Genomic DNA, 17,589 nt, shown 5'->3' on the forward strand with positions numbered 1-17,589 from the left:
TTCGTTCACCTCACATGTTAAAGGGCGGAATGTTTCCTCAGTTTCTTCACTTCTTCAAGCAGCTTCTGCTTCTCCAGTTCAAAATCTTCCATGCTTGCCGCAGTCTGCATTGTTGGCTCAGACAAATCCTCAGCTTTGCTTTCCTTGAGCCAATCCGGCAGTTTTTCCTCTCTGATGACTTTTTTGTTCCGTGAGGTCTGCTTTTTCTTGCCTTCCGCCCACTCAAGATATTGGCGGTTTTCTGCTTTGGCGAGCTGCATGGCTTCCCTTACCGTCCGCACTTTTTTTCTGGCCCAGTGGGAAGCGATTTTTTGAATGTAGTTTTTAGAAAGCTTCATATCGGTTTTCAGCATCGCATAGTAGATCAAAACATTGATGACGCCAGGCTCCAGTTTTTGGTCAAGCATGATTTCCTCTATGATTTTCAAATCGGCTTTCGACGGCTCAGCGCCTCCCCCGATATCCTGAAGCAGCTTCCTTGGCGATACTTGTTCAAGCAGAGAGATTAAGTGATCTTCCTTCGAATTGTTGGACGGCTGTTCATTTGGATGTTCACGGAGCTTGAGAGGCTGCACTTTGTCAACAAGTTCAGGAAGCAAACCGTTTCTTTCGATTTGATACCAGTCGCTCGCCGCTTTTCTGAGCGCTTCCGATGTAATGGTATCATGCTCATCTACGGCTGACATGACAACGTTCTGCATATCGAGCGGGTCGATTCCGTATAGAAAGGCCAGTTTTTTTATCGTTTCCTTTACCTGATCTGTCAGCGCTTTTCTCGGTATAAGCGTTTCCGATAAACCGGCCAGAAACAATTGAAAATCGAATTCATCTTCAGTGACTGTGACAGACCGGCCTGTTCCCTCTTTCATGAATTCCTGTTCATCGCCAAGCTTCATCGCCTCGGCCATATCTTCTGACATCTTCCACTCATTCGGCTGAACGGATGCAAAAACTTCGTTGAACGAACGGGTAATGTCACGGGCATCTTCAGGGACTGATGCATGTACGAAATATTCTTTCAGCTGCTGATACCTCGTCTTTCCGACGCGGTTGTATAGGAACACATTCAGCATTCCGTCCTGGAAAAACTCATCCGGCCTTAAAGGCGGGATCAATTCATATATAAATAAACGTTCCTCATCTGTTTCTTTCATATATGTCTTTAACAGTCCGATTCCTTCAAGCTTTTCCTTTTCGGCGTGAATCATCTTCAGATTGGCCTGCATCGCTCCCATCAGCTGTCTGTGGGTCGAGCTTTTTCCCCATACCCTGTTTTGTTCCAGCTCTCCCCAAAGCGTAAAAAACAAGCTGAGTGAAAAGGAGCCGATTAAAGGCTGATACAATAGCGTGATAATTTGCCGGTCTAAATCCTGAAGCATGCCATAGCTTTTGACCATGTAAGGATCGACAGGAAGCAAATCTTTCCAATAATTACTCATATTTTATGTCAACCTTCCACTTTGTTTCTTGTCCTCATTTTACACCTTTTCCCGATGTTTTTGTCATGAGAAAAGAGCTGGATATATTTACAGCTCTTTACCGTTCTTTCTTTATTAAATCTTTCAGCTCGTCGATAAATACGTTGATATCTTTAAACTGACGATATACTGAAGCAAAGCGGACATATGCGACCTCATCGATTTTCGCCAAACGATCCATCACCATTTCTCCGATCATTTCGCTTTTCACTTCAGAGACGCCTTGATTTCTAAGCTCTTTTTCAATTGCAAAACAAATATCTTCAAGCTCTTTTAAAGCGACAGGCCTTTTTTCACAGGCTTTGATCAGGCCGCGGAGCATTTTCTCCCGGCTGAATTCTTCGCGTATTCCTTCTTTTTTGACGACGATCAGCGGAATTTCTTCCACTTTTTCAAATGTCGTAAACCGATAATTGCATGATTCGCATTCGCGCCTTCTGCGAATGGATCTGCCTTCGTCAACCGGGCGGGAGTCCAAAACCCTCGTCCCATTATGCTGACATGCTGGACATTTCATTTTTTCAGCTCCCTATTCAGTTGTTTGGTTTTGCCTTGGTCAGCTTTCGGTCCAGTTCCTTATAAAACGTTGAAACCATGCCGCGGCTTGAGCCAAAATCGGTCGGCAAAAACGTTTCCGTCGATACATTAAAATCGACCGCTGTTTCAAATGGACGGACGGAAACGACTGTCGCGACCACAAAAGACTTTCTCGGTTTTTTGGCTTCCGCGTTTACTTCTCCTCTTTCCTCCGACACCGAGATCACGGTGCAGCCGTCAAGCCCTTCCAGCGTGTCTAAAACAGCTTCGAGCGCCTGTTTTGCCGTCGCTTTGTAATAGCGGCTTTTCAGCTCGTCGACGGGATGGCGGTCAGATGTCTCGGCATGGGTTGAAAAAAATCCCTGAATTTTTTGCAGAACACTCATTTCCTTTGTCCCCTTTGCCTTTCTTCTCTATATTTTATTAAAAAAACAGTCCATTTCCAAGGGAAAATCAAACAGCCTGAAAATGCAGGAAAAAATCATGAAGGGAAAGAAAAAGGAGCGGATGTTCAAGCGATATCCGCTTTTTCATCCAGCTCCCTTTAAAGTGCCTGTGCTTTGGCTTTAGCCTGTTTGATTTGAACAGGCCCCATGCCTCTCGGTATTTCAATGTTCTCTCTTGTTTCCGCTTTTAACTCTTCTGCGATATAATCCGCAGCTACGTTCGGATCTAGATCTCCGCAAGTATAAACATCAATGCTGGCATACCCGTGTTCAGGAAAACTGTGAATGGTCAGGTGAGATTCGGAAATGATCACGACCCCGCTTACACCTTGCGGAGCAAACTTATGAAAAGCAACCTCACGGACCTCAGCACCTGATTTGAGTGCCGCATTTACAAACGTTTTCTCAATAAAATCCATGTCATTCAGCTTATCAAAATCGCATCCCCACAGCTCGGAGATGACGTGACGCCCCATTGTTTCCATAGCATGGACCCCCCTTAACAAGAATTAAAAAAGTGAATTTCCAAGCAACTGAACCGGTCAATTACCACGGGGGAAAGTTAGTCCGGAGAGGTCCTAACCCTTTAAGTAATGCCGAAGCGCTCACGAACTAGAAGTTCACGAAAAATAGTATACTTTGTTTGAATATTTTTTGCAAGGCGGTTTTATCAATTGGTGGTTAAGGGGTTTTTTTTATCCGTCCATGCTTTTATTTTATACAGCTGATGGATGTTTCATTCTTGAAGCGACAAATCTGACAAGGTCAACGACCCTGCAGGAGTATCCCCATTCATTGTCATACCATGCAAGCACTTTCATTTTTCTGTTTTCAAGAACCATTGTTGAAAGGCTGTCAATGACGGCGGAATATGGATTTGTGTTAAAATCCGCTGACACGAGAGGTTCATCGCATACATCAATGATGCCGGACATGGAGCCTGCCGCAGCCGTGCGGAACGCTTCATTGATATCCTCTGCCGATACATCGCATTTTACATCGGCGACAAGGTCAACGAGTGAAACATTTGAAACAGGAACACGCAAAGCCAATCCGTGCATTCTTCCTTTTAAATGCGGCATGACGAGAGACAACGCTTTCGCTGCGCCAGTCGTCGTCGGAATGATCGAAGATCCGCAGGCGCGCGCCCTTCTCAAGTCTTTGTGCGGATTGTCAATATTTTTTTGATCGTTTGTAAATGCGTGAACGGTCGTGACAAGCCCGTTTTCGATTCCGAATGCATCATCAAGCACTTTTGCCACAGGGGCAAGACAGTTTGTTGTACACGATGCATTTGAAATAATTGCGTGGCGCTCCGCATCGAATTCGTGTTCATTCACACCCATCACGATCGTAATATCTTCATTTTTACCGGGAGCCGTTAAAATGACCTTTTTTGCACCCGCTTCAAGATGAGCTTCCGCTTTTTCCTTCGAATTAAACTTGCCCGTCGCCTCGACGACAATGTCTATTCCATAATCGGCCCACGGAAGAAGCTTCGGTTCCCTTTGATTGGTGAGCATGACCTTTTTCCCGTTGACCAGCAAATGGTCTTCCCCTGCTTTGACATCCAGTTCATAGCGTCCGTGATTTGTGTCATACTTTATTAAATGAGCGAGTGTTTCCGCAGGATAGCTCGCATTGATCACCGCAATGTCAATCTGTTCATCAAGCATCGCTTTTCTAAATACCATTCTGCCGATGCGGCCGAATCCGTTTATGGCAACTTTCACCTTCATTAAACATACACCCCTTGTTTTTTATGTCATTCCACATCATGTTTTATTCAAAATAAGTATAACACATTATTTTAAATTAGCCATACCATTTATACCTTTTACAGCAAATTTACGCATCGTTGTGAAAAAGTGAACAAAAGACTAAAAAAAATCATCCTTAAAGCATATATTTCAAATACATCTTAAGTGCTACAATTTCCAACAGCGCTAAATTTTCACACGACAGAAGGCAGTGTCTTCAAGGAAGGACAAACATGAAACTGATCAAAAACGCATCTTTCATCATTTCTTTTTTAGCTGCGGCTGGCATTTCTTTTTTATTAGGGACAGAGGCCGCGTCTGCGGCAAGCGAAGATTATCCGAAACAGATGATCAGGCTGGAAAGCTCATCAGGCTTAAACATCACACCCGCCGGGAATCAGGACAACGCGCCGCTTACAACGAAACAAACGAGCGGGGAAAAAGAAGAAAGGTGGAGGCTTGATACATCTGACGGCAAACAATTCAAAATCAGAAACATGGATAACGGCAAAATTATCATTCCCGCCCATTATGCCCTGTCAGACAACAATCCCGCTGTGGTTTACTATGACAATTCACGGAAGGAAGAGTTGTGGAACATCATTGGGGCTGACAAAGATGCGAACGGGGATTTTATGACGTATAAAATCGTCAGCGCAGAAAACAACAACCTGGCACTGACACGGGACGGAAGCGGAGTGAAGCTTGGCAAATATACGGGAAGCTCCCTCCAAAAGTGGAAGCTTCCAAGCGATGGGCTCGAAGGTTTCGCCGGCTATGCGAAGGAAACGAGCGGCAGGCAGAAAACAGGCACGACCGGCGGGCTGCTCGGAAAAGTCGTCTACGTCAACAACCTGGGCGAACTGAAGGCCAATATTGAAGATTCAACACCGCGCACCGTTGTCGTCTCCAGCAATATCGGTGCTTCAGCCAAAACGGTATTGACGGCGGGCGCCAATAAAACGATTGTCGGCTCGTTTGAAAAACATAAGCTGAACAATGTTTACTTTAAAACAAAAGCGGAGTCTGGCAACGTCATTTTCAAAAACCTGGTCATTGCCCATGATCAATCGATTCACGAAAACAATGACATCCCTGTTTATATTACAGATTCGCGAAACTACTGGATTGACCATGTTACATTCCAGGGCCACAGCTATTCGGCAAACGGCCACGATCTCGACAAGCTCTTATACGTCGGCGCCAAAGCCGATTACATCACACTGTCTCACAGCATGTTCACAGACCACAGGTACGGCCTGATTCTCGGCTGGCCTCAAGATGACAAGCAGTACCACAGTATCTATAATGGATATCCGAGAATGACGATCAGCCACAATCGGTTCGAGAATCTCTACGTCAGGGCGCCCGGGTTGATGCGTTACGGTTATTTTCACGTAAAAAACAATTATATTAACAATTTCCATCTCGGCTTCACGATTACGACATTGGCCAAAATATATTCTGAAGCCAATTACTTTGGCACGGGCAACGAGAAAGGCATATTGGATGATTACGGAGACGGTGCGTTTAAAGATGTCGGGTCATACCCGGCGATAAAGGGGCAGAAATCACCCGAGACAAGCTGGAAACCTTCATCCAATTACAGCTATCGAACGATGAAGGCGGGTAATGCCAAAGCTTTTGCCGAACGGTACGCAGGTGCGCAAAATTCCGCATTGTATTACGCGAATTTCAGCCAGTTCAAGCAATATTGAACAAAAAAATGAGTGCGGTTTTCCCGCACTCATTTTGACCATCTCTCCAGAAGGTCTTGAAGCTGTTTTTCCGTGTCCTTCAGGCTGCCGCTGTTATCTATGACCGCGTCGGCCTTTTTCTTTTTTTCATCAAGGGGAAGCTGGGCTTGAATTCGACTAAGCGCCTCTTTTTCATTAAACTTGTTTCTTTTCATCAGCCGCTTTAGCTGAAGCTCTTTTGGGACCCAGACGACGATCACTTTGTCTGTCAAATGTTCAAGCCCGCTTTCATATAAAAGCGGAATATCAAGAACAACAAATTGTTCTCCGGCCGAAACGGCGTCATCGCGTTGTTTGATCATCGCTTTTCTCACTTCCGGATGGACGATCTCGTTTAATTGCACCCTTTTTTCTTCGTTCGTAAATACAAGCTCTCCGAGTTTTTTCCGATCGATATCGCCTGTCTCAAGCAGGATGCCATCGCCAAATGCCTCGACGATTTTCCAATATGCCGGCATTCCCTTTTCGACGGCTTCTTTTGCGATGACATCGGCATCAACCACTGTGATGCCGGCCTGCTGAAACATTTGCGCGACAGTGCTTTTTCCGCTGGCGATGCCTCCGGTTAAACCGATGACCAATGTCACGTGCTTAGCACCCCCTTCTTACAGTTTCCAAATTCCGATCATGATCAGCAATATACCGGGAAGGAAAGTCAGTTTATCCATCCAGTTCCATTTTGATAAAAAACGGCCTGACTTCATGCCAAAAAAGACAAATAATGAACTCATCACGGCTACGGTTATGCTCATCGGAACCGGTGAAAAACCGAGTGCCGCTGCTCCGATCCCTGCGCCAAAGGCGTCAATCGATAAAGCGAAGCCGAGCAGTACCGCTTCCATGCCGGTAATGATTCCCGATTTATCAATATCGGCGCTTGTCGGCGTTCTTAAAATATGAATGACGATTCCCAGGGATTTCAATTCAAGGTTCAACAAGGTTTTTTTCGAAATGGCAACTTCCTGCTCTTTCTCCGGCCTGAAAAATTGGTACAGCACCCAAGCGCCGATCCCCATTAAAATAACGGCGCCGAGCCTTTCCGTTACAACAACGGGGAGGAACTTCTCCAAAAGCGATCCGATCATCATAGCAGTCAGCATAACGGCGCCCGAACAAAAAGCGATGATCAATATCGCTTTAAAAGGAATTTTCAGCTTTCGCAAACCATAGGTTAATCCGACTGAAAAACTGTCCAGGCTGACGGCAAATGCCAGAAGCAAGAAAGATGCAAATATCATATCCGGTCTTCCTTTCTGTTGATGCAGCGGTGCAAGTTTTTAACCTTAGGCATATTTTTTAGGCTTCTTATATATATGAGAAAAGAAAACCATCTGTGTATTGTTCATTCTAAAAAGCAACAATACCTAAGGGTTGCACCGAAAGGATTAAACAAGGATACGACTCGATTTGCCTTTATCCGCTACTGTCATTTTTTTTGGCATTTCACACAGTAATGTGTACCTCTTCCTCCAACGACCGTTTTTTCAATTTCAGATCCGCATGTTTTACAAGGTTCACCTTTTCGTCCGTAGACGTACAGCTTGAGCTGGAACATGCCGATTTCCCCTTGTGAATTAATGTAGGATCTGACTGTGCTCCCTCCGGCTTCAACAGCTTCTTTTAACGTCTGGACGATTTCTTTATGGAGGAGAACCGTCTGTTTTTTCGTCAGCCTGCTCGCAGGTGTTTCCGGATGGATTCCCGCTCTGAACAGGGCTTCATCCACGTAAATATTCCCCAATCCGACGACCGTCCGCTGGTCGAGAAGCGCGGTTTTCACCGAGCGGTTTGTTTTCATCAAGCGCTCTCTTAAATATCCGGCTGTAAATTCGCTGCTGAACGGCTCCGGGCCGAGCTGCCTGAGCGGCAGCTCTGTCTGTTCTTCACCCGGCTTAAACAAATGCATCGTGCCAAACTTCCTGACATCCCGATAGCGCAGCTCCGTTCCGTCCGTGAACTTGAAAATGACATGCACATGTTTATCAAGGGGCTCTCCGTTTTGATGGAGACCGTACTTCCCTTCCATTCTCAAATGGGAAACCATGACGCAGTGATCAAGATGAAACAATAAAAACTTTCCTCTTCTGTCTATCGACTGAATCGTCTGACCGGCAAGAAGTCTGGCGAATTCTTCAGGTTCCGCCGGACGTTTAATGATGTTCGTCCATCTAATATCAACCGCATCTATTGTTTTTCCTTTGACAAGTCCGGCAAGAGTGCGCCGGACCGTTTCAACTTCCGGCAATTCCGGCACATGATCACTTCCTTTTTTTATTTTGCGTCATACCATGATGGGCCTGAAGAACAATCCACTTTCAACGGAACATCGAGCTCCAATGCGCTCTCCATTACTTCAGGGACCAGCTTTTCAAGCTCTTTAATCTCTTCTTCAGGCGCTTCAAAGATCAATTCATCATGCACCTGCAGCAACAATTTGGCCTGAAGGCCTTTTTCTTTCAGCTTTTTCGCCATTTGGATCATCGCTTTTTTAATAATGTCAGCGGCGCTTCCCTGGATCGGCGTATTCATCGCCGTCCGCTCGGCAAAGCTGCGGAGGTTGAAGTTCCGGCTCGTCAATTCCGGAATGTATCTTCTCCTGCTTAAAAGCGTTGTGACATAGCCTTTCTGCTTGGCTTCCTGAACGGTTTCTTCCATGTATTCCTTGACTCCCTGGAAGCTGTTGAAATAGCGTTCGATAAACGCGGCGGCTTCCTTCCTTGTAATGCCCAGGTTTTGCGAAAGCCCGTAGTCGCTGATGCCATAGACGATGCCGAAATTGACGGCTTTCGCCTGCCTTCTCATCGCCGATGTGACTTCTTCTTCAGCCACATGAAAAACATCCATCGCCGTTTTCGTGTGAACGTCCATGTCATTTGTAAAAGCTTCGATCAGGTTTTTATCCTTCGAGATGTGTGCGAGGACCCTCAGTTCGATCTGCGAATAATCCGCGGCGAACATCAGCCAGCCTTTTTGAGACGGAACAAACGCCTGCCGGATCTTCCGGCCTTCTTCAAGACGGATTGGAATATTTTGCAGGTTTGGATCTGTCGAGCTCAGCCTCCCGGTCTGTGTTAAAGCCTGATTGAAGCGCGTGTGCACCTTATGGCTGTCTTTGCGGATGACTTTTAAAAGCCCTTCAACATATGTGGACTGCAGCTTGCCGATTTGCCTGTAATGCAGGATGTCTTCGATAATGACGTGTTTGTCGCGCAGCTTTTCCAACACATCCGCCGATGTGGAATAGCCCGTTTTTGTTTTTTTGATGACGGGCAGGCCGAGTTTTTCGAACAATATCACGCCGAGCTGCTTCGGCGAGTTGATGTTAAAGGTCTCTCCAGCCGACTCATGGATTTTCTTTTCATACTCTTTTAATTTTCCTGAAAGCTCTTCACCCATTTTTTTCAGCCTGTCCACATCGACCTGGACGCCGATGGATTCCATTTCACCGAGAATATGGGCCAGCGGCATTTCGAGATCTTCAAACAGCTCGAGCTGTTCGTTCTCTTCCAATTCATCAAGCAGTTTGTCGCGGAGCAGGGAAATCGCCTTTCCTTTTCTGGCCAAATGATCGGCAAGTTCCTGTTCAGCGGGAACCGCCTGTTTGGCACCTTTTCCATAGACCGCTTCATCGGAGGATACAATGCTCAGCTGATGGGTCTTTGCAACGCTTGCGACATCATCGTACGAGTGGCCAGGATTGATGATGTAAGCCGCGAGGAGAACGTCAAATTCCGCGCCTTTCAGTTCAACCCCCTGCCAGCGCAAAGCGACCGCCGCACGCTTTACATCAAATACCCATTTCTTTTTCGAGTCGTCCTGAGCCCATTCTTTAAAACGTTCGGAAGCAATGGCCGTCTCTTTCGGGATAAAGAAAGCGCCGTTTTCATTCACGATCGAAAAACCGAGTATCGGGGCCTCGTGATAATTGTCTCCAAGCTGTTCGACAACGAATGAAGCCGGTGACGCAAACAATTCCTCAGTGATCTCATTTGTGATCTTGACGTCGAGCTCCTCGAACTGTTCCTCTTCTTTTTCTGCGGTGTCTTCCCCGAGCCTTTCAAGCAGCGAATGAAAGCCGAGGTCCTTAAAGAGCTTAATGACGGCTTCCCTGTCAAAGCCTTCATAGCCAAGGGCGTCCAATGTAATCTCAAGGGGAGCTTCAGTGGTGATCGTCGCGAGCTCTTTGCTCATCAAAGCCTGGTCTTTAAATTCCTCAAGCTTTTCTTTCAGTTTTTTTCCGCTGACCTCGTCGATTGACGATAAAAGCTTTTCGACCGTATGGAACTGCTTTAGGAGCTTGATCGCCGTTTTTTCACCGACGCCGGGAACGCCGGGAATATTGTCTGAGGCGTCGCCCATCAGTCCTTTCATGTCGATGATTTGCGGAGGTGTGAGCCCGTATTTTTCCCGGACGTGTTCAGGCGTATAATATTCAACATCTGTGATGCCTTTTTTCGTGATCGCCACCGTTGTTCCTTCCGTCGCCAGCTGTGTCAAATCTTTATCACCGGAGAAGATCTTGACCTCAAAGCCGTCTGTTTCGGCTGATTTAGCCAGCGTTCCGATGATATCGTCGGCCTCGTAATTTTCAAGCTCATACCTGGAGACCCGGTAGGCATCGAGAAGCTCCTGAATAAACGGCATTTGCTCGGAAAGTTCGGGCGGCGTTTTTTGCCGGCCTCCTTTATATTCTTTAAACGTTTTATGCCTGAACGTCGTTTTTCCCGCATCAAAAGCGACCAGCATGTGGGTCGGCTTTTCTTCTTCAAGCATTTTCATCAGGATCATCGTAAAACCGTACACGGCATTTGTATGTATTCCTTTTTCATTGCTGAGAAGAGGCAGTGCGAAAAACGCACGGTATGCCAGGCTGTTTCCGTCAACCAACACTAATTTTTTTCGTTCTGTCATCTTGATCCTCCTAAGAAGCCGTGATTTTCCAGCTTCCATTCAACTTCATACACATATTTGCTTATTTTATTTTAGCAAAGTTCATTTTGAAAGGAAAATCAGAGTCCTTTTTTTAGAAAGAAAACAAAAAAAGGGACGCGCTTGATGATCGCGTCCGTCTATATGGCTCCTTGGATGAAGGGGTTCACTAATGATCCTATCAGCCAAGTTTTAAACGTGTTTATCAAAGTTGTAAAGCCTTTGTAAAGTTTCTTTTATTCCTCACCGTTTGCAGCAGCTCGTGTTAAGCGGACCGTAAACACAGTGCCTTTTCCCCGCTCGCTTTCGACATCGATTTCTCCGTGATGCGCTTCGATCAAATGCTTGACGATGGCAAGGCCGAGACCTGTTCCCCCCGAATTCCTGCTTCTGTCTTTGTCAATCCGGTAGAACCGTTCAAAAATCCTCGGGATTTCCGAGCGCTTGATGCCGATCCCCGTATCTTTTACTTTGACCTGAACCGCATCTTCCAGCACTTCCGCATGAATCGTCACACTGCCTTTTTCCGGTGTGTATGTGATCGCATTGTTAACCAAATTCAAAAAAACCTGCTTTAGTCTGTGCGGATCTCCGGAAGCAACGGCAGGCACTGCCGGTTTTTCCAGGGTCAGCGCAATCCCTTTTTCCTCCGCTTTATTCTTTAACAGCATCTCGATCTCTTCGAGAATTTCGCCGATGTCACATTTTTGAATATTTAAGGTGAAGTTCTGCTGTTCGATTTTCGAAAGGTCCAATAGATCCTGAATGAGATTTTGCAGGCGGCCGCTTTCTTTTAAAATGATCGAGAGAAACTGCAAAAGGGTTTCCCGTTCGTTCATGGCTCCGTCCAACAGCGTCTCTGTGAATCCTTTGATCGAGGTAATTGGTGTTTTCAGCTCATGAGAAACATTCGCGACAAAGTCCTTCCTCATTTCTTCAAGCTTCTTTCTCTCCGTCATATCATGAAAAACGAGGACGATGCCTTTCCATTCATCATTGATGCCGATAATCGGAACACCGTCGACTTCAAAATATCTTCTCTCGATTTTGATCGGCAGCTTAAACATCTTGCGGACCTTTGTTTCCGTCATAAAGATTTCTTCGATGAGATTGATGATCTCTTCATGTTCAAGCACTTCATGGTAGAAGTGGTAGAGAAGCTGGTCGGCTTCTACATGGAACTGCTTTTGATAGGCCCGGTTTACAAGATGGATATAGCCTTTGCCATCGATTAAAATCAGGCCTGAATCGATATTTTCAATCACGGTTTGCAGCCGGTCCCGCTGCATTTCCTGCGCTCTTGTCATGTCCTGCAAATTTTGGGCGAGCATATTGATGGACTGGCTCAGCATCGTTTCATCTTCATTGAACGTCCTTGCTTTATAGTTTCCTTTCGCAAGCTCAATGGCAACTTGTGTCGCGGATTCAATCGGATTCGTGTATTGGGACGTAATTCTCGCCCCAAGCCCGGCAATGATTAAAAAAGCCGTTCCCAGGCTGACACCTAGAAGAATCCAAATTTTTTGATTGATATCCTGCAGAGAATCGACCGGAGAGCTGATCAGAATATAGCCTTGCAGCTCCCCCGCCTCTTTGAGCGGCTGGACATAGCGGAACACAGACTCATCACTCGGCCTGATTCTGAAGCCTCCGCCTTCGCCATCCAAATCGGTTTCAACCGCTTGTTTGATGACGGACTTGTTTGCCGCATGCTCTCCAAAATGAAAAAGAACCTGACCTTTTGTATCAATCAGTGATACATCACTGTCCAGTTCACGGCTTGCTTTCTCTAAAATTGCGCCTTGTTTAGAAGACTTAAGGTTTCCGGCATCCGTCAGCGAGGCTAGCAAGCCGGCCTCTTTTTCAATGTGGCTGCTTAATTTTGCATTGTAAGAGGAGTGGAACAAGTGAACAAGCAGAAAACCGAGTGAAGCAAATACGAGAATCAACAGCGTCAGCAGGGCAGCTAAAAGCCTGGTCCGGAATTTAATCATTCAGTTTCGGCTCCTCCATTTTGTAGCCAAGACCTCTAATCGTTTTAATGTATTCCGGTTTTTTCGTGTTTTTTTCGATTTTATCGCGAAGATGGCTGATATGGACGTCGACGATGCGCGTGTCTCCGGCAAAGTCGTAATTCCAGACAGCGTTCAAGAGAAGATCCCTTGTCAGCACCCTTCCTTTATGTTTTCCAAGATACAAAAGGAGCTCAAATTCCTTCGGCGTCAGCTCGAGACGCTCATTTTGAAAATACACTTCGTAATGTTCAGGCAGTATTTTTAGGTCGCCGATAATCAATTCACCCGCATCGATTTCTTCAGGTTCTTCGGGCTGAACAGACATCGTCTGTGTTCTTCTTAAAATCGCTTTGACCCTAGCCGTCACTTCTCTCGGGCTGAACGGCTTTGTCATATAATCGTCTGCGCCCAGCTCAAGTCCGAGCACTTTGTCAAATTCATCGTCCTTTGCGGTCAGCATCAAAATCGGATACATCAGCTTTTTCTGCCTAAGTTCCTTGCAGACTTCGATTCCGTCCATTTTCGGAAGCATCAGATCGAGCACGATCAGATCAGGCTTCTCTTCTATCGCCTTTAACAGGCCCGCCTCTCCGTCCATGGCCGTCACAACGTGGTAGCCTGACCTTTCAAGGTTATATTTAAGAAGCGTAACAATTGATTCCTCATCGTCTACAACTAATATCTTTTTGCTCATGACATGCCTCCAGGCTTCATATTTCCCCGACATCTCTATCTCTATTTTTATATGTGCGAAACGTTTTCACTCTTATTTTAACGAAAGCCTTTCTGTTCGACAATTTGATTTTTCATTGTTTTGAATAAAATCTCTTTTTTCTGCCAACATCCGGCCGTTCAATGGTGAAAAGTGAGATGACTGGTTCAAATTCCATTCAAAGACGAAAATGTCCGGGCAGATGATTATGATTAGGTATATGCTGACAGCCTCTGTTTATGTCTTTCATTTTCATTTTCTATATTATGTAATCCGAAAAACAGGCAGGCTTTTTATTAAGCCTGCCTGTCTGTTTGTTTTATGAGAGTACTTTCATCACGTTTTTAACCGATTGTACGGATTGATCAAGCTGACTTTTTTCAGACTCGGTCAGATCAAGCTCAATGATCTTTTCAAGACCGTTTCCGCCGATAATCGTCGGTACGCCGAGGTAAATACCGCTGTAGCCGTATTCGCCTTCAAGGAAGGCAATGGTCGGCAGCACGCGGCGCTGGTCTTTCAAGATCGCCTCAACCATCTCAGTCAGAGAAGCGGCTGGCGCATAATAGGCGCTTCCGTTTCCTAACAGGTTGACAATTTCTCCCCCGCCTTTTCTCGTCCTTTCGACAATGGCATCGATCCGGTCTTTTGGAAGAAGCGTTTCAAGCGGAACACCGCCTGCATAAGAGTAACGAACGAGCGGTACCATATCGTCGCCATGACCGCCCAGCACAAAACCGGTGATGTCTTTGACAGACAGGTTCAGCTCCTGAGCGACAAACGTTCTGAATCTTGCAGTATCCAGAATTCCGGACTGTCCGATGACCCGCTCTTTCGGAAAGCCCGATTCTTTGTATACGGCGTAAGTCATCGCATCAACAGGGTTTGTCAACACGATGATGATACAGTCAGGCGAATATTTGACAATTTCTCTGGTTACACTTCTCATGATTTTTTCGTTCGTAGCCACGAGGTCGTCCCGGCTCATTCCAGGCTTTCTTGCGATGCCCGCCGTAATGACGACAATATCAGAACCGGCCGTGTCTTCATAGTTCGCCGTCCCTTTCACATCCGCGTCAAATCCTTGGACAGGACTCGCTTCAAGCATATCGAGCGCTTTCCCTTTTGTAGGGTTCTCCAGCTGCGGAATGTCGACCAAAACGACGTCGGCCAATTCTTTTTGAGCCGTTAAGAATGCAGTTGTTGCACCTGTAAAACCCGCTCCGATGACAGATACTTTATTTCGCTTCTTTCCCATTTTTTCTACCCCTTTAATTGTTGTTTTTTTGTTATGAAACCCAGTTGCCGCTTAAGACATGTTTTTGATGAGCTCATCCCCGAACTCAGAGCATTTTACTTCTGTCGCGCCGTCCATCAGGCGGGCAAAATCGTAGGTCACGACTTTGGAAGCGATGGTTTTTTCCATCGATTGAATGATAAGGTCGGCAGCTTCATTCCAGCCTAAATGCTCAAGAAGCAGAACGCCGGAAAGGATGACCGAAGACGGGTTTACTTTGTCCAGTCCGGCATATTTAGGCGCTGTTCCGTGTGTCGCCTCAAAGATGGCATGTCCTGTTTCATAGTTGATGTTTGCTCCAGGTGCGATGCCGATTCCGCCCACTTGTGCTGCAAGGGCGTCTGAGATGTAGTCCCCGTTCAGGTTCATTGTCGCAACGACGTCAAACTCGGCCGGACGCGTCAGAATCTGCTGAAGGAAAATGTCGGCGATGCTGTCTTTAACGATGATTTTTCCGGCTGCTTCAGCTTCGCTTTGCGCTTTGTTAGCCGCGTCTTTGCCGTCTTTTTCGACGATGCGGTCGTATTCGGCCCATGTGAACACTTTATCGCCGAATTCTTTTTCAGCCACTTCATAACCCCAGTTTTTGAAGGCTCCTTCAGTGAATTTCATGATGTTTCCTTTGTGTACGAGTGTGACAGATTTGCGGCCGTGTTCAATCGCATACTCGATCGCCGCTCTGACAAGCCTTGATGTTCCCTCTTCAGAAACAGGCTTGATGCCGATGCCTGATGTTTCAGGGAAGCGGATTTTGTTGACACCCAGCTCGTTTTTCAGGAAAGAAATCAGCTTTTCAACTTCTTCAGAGCCTTTCGCATACTCGATGCCGGCGTAGATATCTTCGGTATTTTCACGGAAGATGACCATGTCTGTATCCTCAGGGCGCTTAACCGGGGATGGTACGCCAGTGAAGTAGCGGACAGGGCGCAGGCATGTAAACAAGTCAAGCTCTTGTCTGAGAGCGACGTTTAATGAACGGATTCCGCCGCCTACAGGAGTTGTTAAAGGACCTTTGATCGCGATGAGGTATTCGCGGATCGCGTCAAGCGTTTCCTCTGGAAGCCATTCACCGGTTTTGTTGTATGCTTTTTCCCCGGCGTAAACTTCTTTCCAGGTAATCTCTTTTTCGCCGTTATAAGCTTTTTCAACGGCTGCTTCCAAAACCCTGGAAGCCGCTCTCCAAATATCAGGACCGGTTCCGTCCCCTTCAATAAACGGGATGATCGGGTTGTTTGGAACGTTTAATACTCCGCCAGAGACTGTAATTTTTTCACCTTGTGCCACAATAAAACCTCCCATAATATGTAATTCATATAGAAAAACATCTGTTTCCCCCGTGAGTGCGGGGGACAAGCATGTTTTTTTCATAGATTCAATGTTTTAGAAAGAACCGTAAGAGGCCGGCCAGACGAGTCGCGGGCAAACCTCTTTACATCGGTCAGCTTCTTTCTTCAATCGGAATGAATGTCTGCATGTCAGGGCCTGTATAATCTGCGCGCGGGCGAATCAGACGGTTGTTTTCATACTGTTCAAGAATATGGGCAAGCCATCCTGATACCCTGCTGATCGCAAAAATAGGCGTGAAAAGATCATGGTCGATTCCTAAGCTATGATAAACCGATGCAGAATAAAAGTCTACGTTCGGCGGGAGCTTTTTTTGAGATGTGACGATTTGCTCAGTCCGCTCGGAAATCTCAAACCATTTGCTTTCACCGGTTAAATTCGTCAGCCGCCTGCTCATTTCCTTCAAATGTTTTGCACGCGGATCTCCCTGACGGTATACGCGGTGGCCGAAGCCCATAATCTTTTCTTTCTTTTCGAACTTGGCTTGAATATATGAATCTACATTTTCCACTTCACCAATCTCTGAAAGCATTTTCATAACAGCTTCGTTTGCTCCCCCGTGAAGCGGGCCTTTCAAGGCGCCGATTGCCGCTGTTATACCTGAGTATACGTCAGAAAGCGTGGCTACGCATACTCTGGCCGTGAAAGTCGATGCGTTCAGTTCATGATCCGCGTGCAGGATCAAAGCTTTGTCAAACGCTTCCACTTCTATCGGCGAAGGTTCTTTTCCATTCAGCATGTAGAGAAAATTAGCGGCAAAGCCGAGTTCCGGATTTGGCTCGATCGGCTCAAGCCCTTTGCGGATTCTTGAAAATGCGGCGACAAGCGCAGGCATCTTGGCCTGTAGACGGACCGCTTTTCTGTAATTTGCATCCGAATCCATTTGATCTGCTTCTTCGTCGAACAATCCCAGTAAAGAAACGGCTGTGCGCAGTGCTGCCATCGGGTGGACTTTTCCATTTGAGTAGGATTTGAAATGATCAATTACTTCTTTGGGGATACCGGCATTCTCAGAAAGCTGTTTTTTTAGCTCGGTAAGCTCTTCCCTGTTCGGCAGCTTTAAATGCCAAAGCAGATACACAACTTCTTCAAAGCTGGCTTTTTGTGTCAAATCATCGATGTTATACCCTACATATGTAAGGGTGTCATCAATAATTGAACTCACTGATGATGTAGTGGCGACTACCCCTTCTAGGCCGCGTGTTGCTGTCATATACATCTCTCCCTTATTTAAAGATTTCCCCTTTTAAAATTAAACCAAAACCCTGGAGCAAAAACAACGCAGAATGTAAACACCACCTTTTGGCTCAAAAG

15 protein-coding genes are annotated in these 17,589 nt (G+C 46.2%); 1 reads left to right on the top strand and 14 read right to left on the bottom strand.

Annotation, left to right across the window (positions count from 1 at the left end; all coding sequences use genetic code 11):
• Positions 1–17 precede the first annotated feature (17 nt).
• The 5 genes from dnaB to P3X63_RS15835 all read right to left on the bottom strand — a co-directional run bounded on the left by dnaB (position 18) and on the right by P3X63_RS15835 (position 4,200).
• The gene (gene dnaB, locus P3X63_RS15815) at positions 18–1,439 is read right to left on the bottom strand and encodes a replicative helicase loading/DNA remodeling protein DnaB (protein ID WP_277691415.1); all 1,422 of its coding nucleotides are present in this window, start codon (positions 1,437–1,439) and stop codon (positions 18–20) included.
• Between the two features lie 97 nt (positions 1,440–1,536).
• A complete protein-coding gene (nrdR, locus tag P3X63_RS15820; protein WP_026588215.1) occupies positions 1,537–1,995 on the bottom strand; it encodes a transcriptional regulator NrdR in 459 nt (152 codons plus the stop codon).
• A gap of 16 nt (positions 1,996–2,011) precedes the next feature.
• Entirely contained in the window at positions 2,012–2,401 is a 390-nt protein-coding gene (locus P3X63_RS15825; RefSeq protein ID WP_026588216.1) for a hypothetical protein, read from the bottom strand.
• Positions 2,402–2,559: 158 nt separating this feature from the next.
• On the bottom strand, positions 2,560–2,946 hold the full coding sequence (gene speD, locus P3X63_RS15830) for an adenosylmethionine decarboxylase (RefSeq protein WP_026588217.1): 387 nt from the start codon (positions 2,944–2,946) through the stop codon (positions 2,560–2,562).
• A gap of 231 nt (positions 2,947–3,177) precedes the next feature.
• Positions 3,178–4,200, bottom strand: a complete 1,023-nt coding sequence (locus tag P3X63_RS15835; RefSeq protein WP_277691417.1) for a glyceraldehyde-3-phosphate dehydrogenase — start codon at positions 4,198–4,200, stop codon at positions 3,178–3,180.
• A gap of 254 nt (positions 4,201–4,454) precedes the next feature.
• On the opposite strand from P3X63_RS15835, the gene P3X63_RS15840 reads away from it, so the two are divergent.
• Positions 4,455–5,939, top strand: a complete 1,485-nt coding sequence (locus tag P3X63_RS15840) for a pectate lyase family protein (protein WP_077736214.1) — start codon at positions 4,455–4,457, stop codon at positions 5,937–5,939.
• Between the two features lie 29 nt (positions 5,940–5,968).
• On the opposite strand, the gene coaE is transcribed toward P3X63_RS15840, so the two are convergent.
• The 9 genes from coaE to citZ all read right to left on the bottom strand — a co-directional run bounded on the left by coaE (position 5,969) and on the right by citZ (position 17,488).
• A complete protein-coding gene (gene coaE, locus P3X63_RS15845) occupies positions 5,969–6,565 on the bottom strand; it encodes a dephospho-CoA kinase (RefSeq protein ID WP_026588220.1) in 597 nt (198 codons plus the stop codon).
• 18 nt (positions 6,566–6,583) lie between these two features.
• Entirely contained in the window at positions 6,584–7,216 is a 633-nt protein-coding gene (ytaF, locus tag P3X63_RS15850; RefSeq protein ID WP_026588221.1) for a sporulation membrane protein YtaF, read from the bottom strand.
• A gap of 188 nt (positions 7,217–7,404) precedes the next feature.
• Entirely contained in the window at positions 7,405–8,232 is an 828-nt protein-coding gene (mutM, locus tag P3X63_RS15855; protein WP_026588222.1) for a DNA-formamidopyrimidine glycosylase, read from the bottom strand.
• 17 nt (positions 8,233–8,249) lie between these two features.
• Positions 8,250–10,889: a DNA polymerase I gene (polA, locus tag P3X63_RS15860; RefSeq protein WP_026588223.1), complete on the bottom strand. Its 2,640-nt coding sequence runs from the start codon at positions 10,887–10,889 to the stop codon at positions 8,250–8,252.
• 254 nt (positions 10,890–11,143) lie between these two features.
• The gene (pnpS, locus tag P3X63_RS15865; RefSeq protein WP_277691422.1) at positions 11,144–12,901 is read right to left on the bottom strand and encodes a two-component system histidine kinase PnpS; all 1,758 of its coding nucleotides are present in this window, start codon (positions 12,899–12,901) and stop codon (positions 11,144–11,146) included.
• A complete protein-coding gene (locus P3X63_RS15870; RefSeq protein WP_026588225.1) occupies positions 12,894–13,616 on the bottom strand; it encodes a response regulator transcription factor in 723 nt (240 codons plus the stop codon). Before P3X63_RS15870 ends, pnpS begins: the two co-directional genes overlap by 8 nt.
• A 337-nt stretch (positions 13,617–13,953) precedes the next feature.
• On the bottom strand, positions 13,954–14,892 hold the full coding sequence (mdh, locus tag P3X63_RS15875) for a malate dehydrogenase (RefSeq protein ID WP_026588226.1): 939 nt from the start codon (positions 14,890–14,892) through the stop codon (positions 13,954–13,956).
• A gap of 51 nt (positions 14,893–14,943) precedes the next feature.
• Positions 14,944–16,215, bottom strand: a complete 1,272-nt coding sequence (gene icd / locus P3X63_RS15880) for an NADP-dependent isocitrate dehydrogenase (protein WP_026588227.1) — start codon at positions 16,213–16,215, stop codon at positions 14,944–14,946.
• A 154-nt stretch (positions 16,216–16,369) separates the two neighbouring features.
• Positions 16,370–17,488: a citrate synthase gene (gene citZ, locus P3X63_RS15885; protein ID WP_026588228.1), complete on the bottom strand. Its 1,119-nt coding sequence runs from the start codon at positions 17,486–17,488 to the stop codon at positions 16,370–16,372.
• Between the last annotated feature and the right edge of the window lie 101 nt (positions 17,489–17,589).

Source organism: Bacillus sp. HSf4 (genome assembly GCF_029537375.1).
Lineage (GTDB): Bacteria > Bacillota > Bacilli > Bacillales > Bacillaceae > Bacillus > Bacillus sonorensis_A.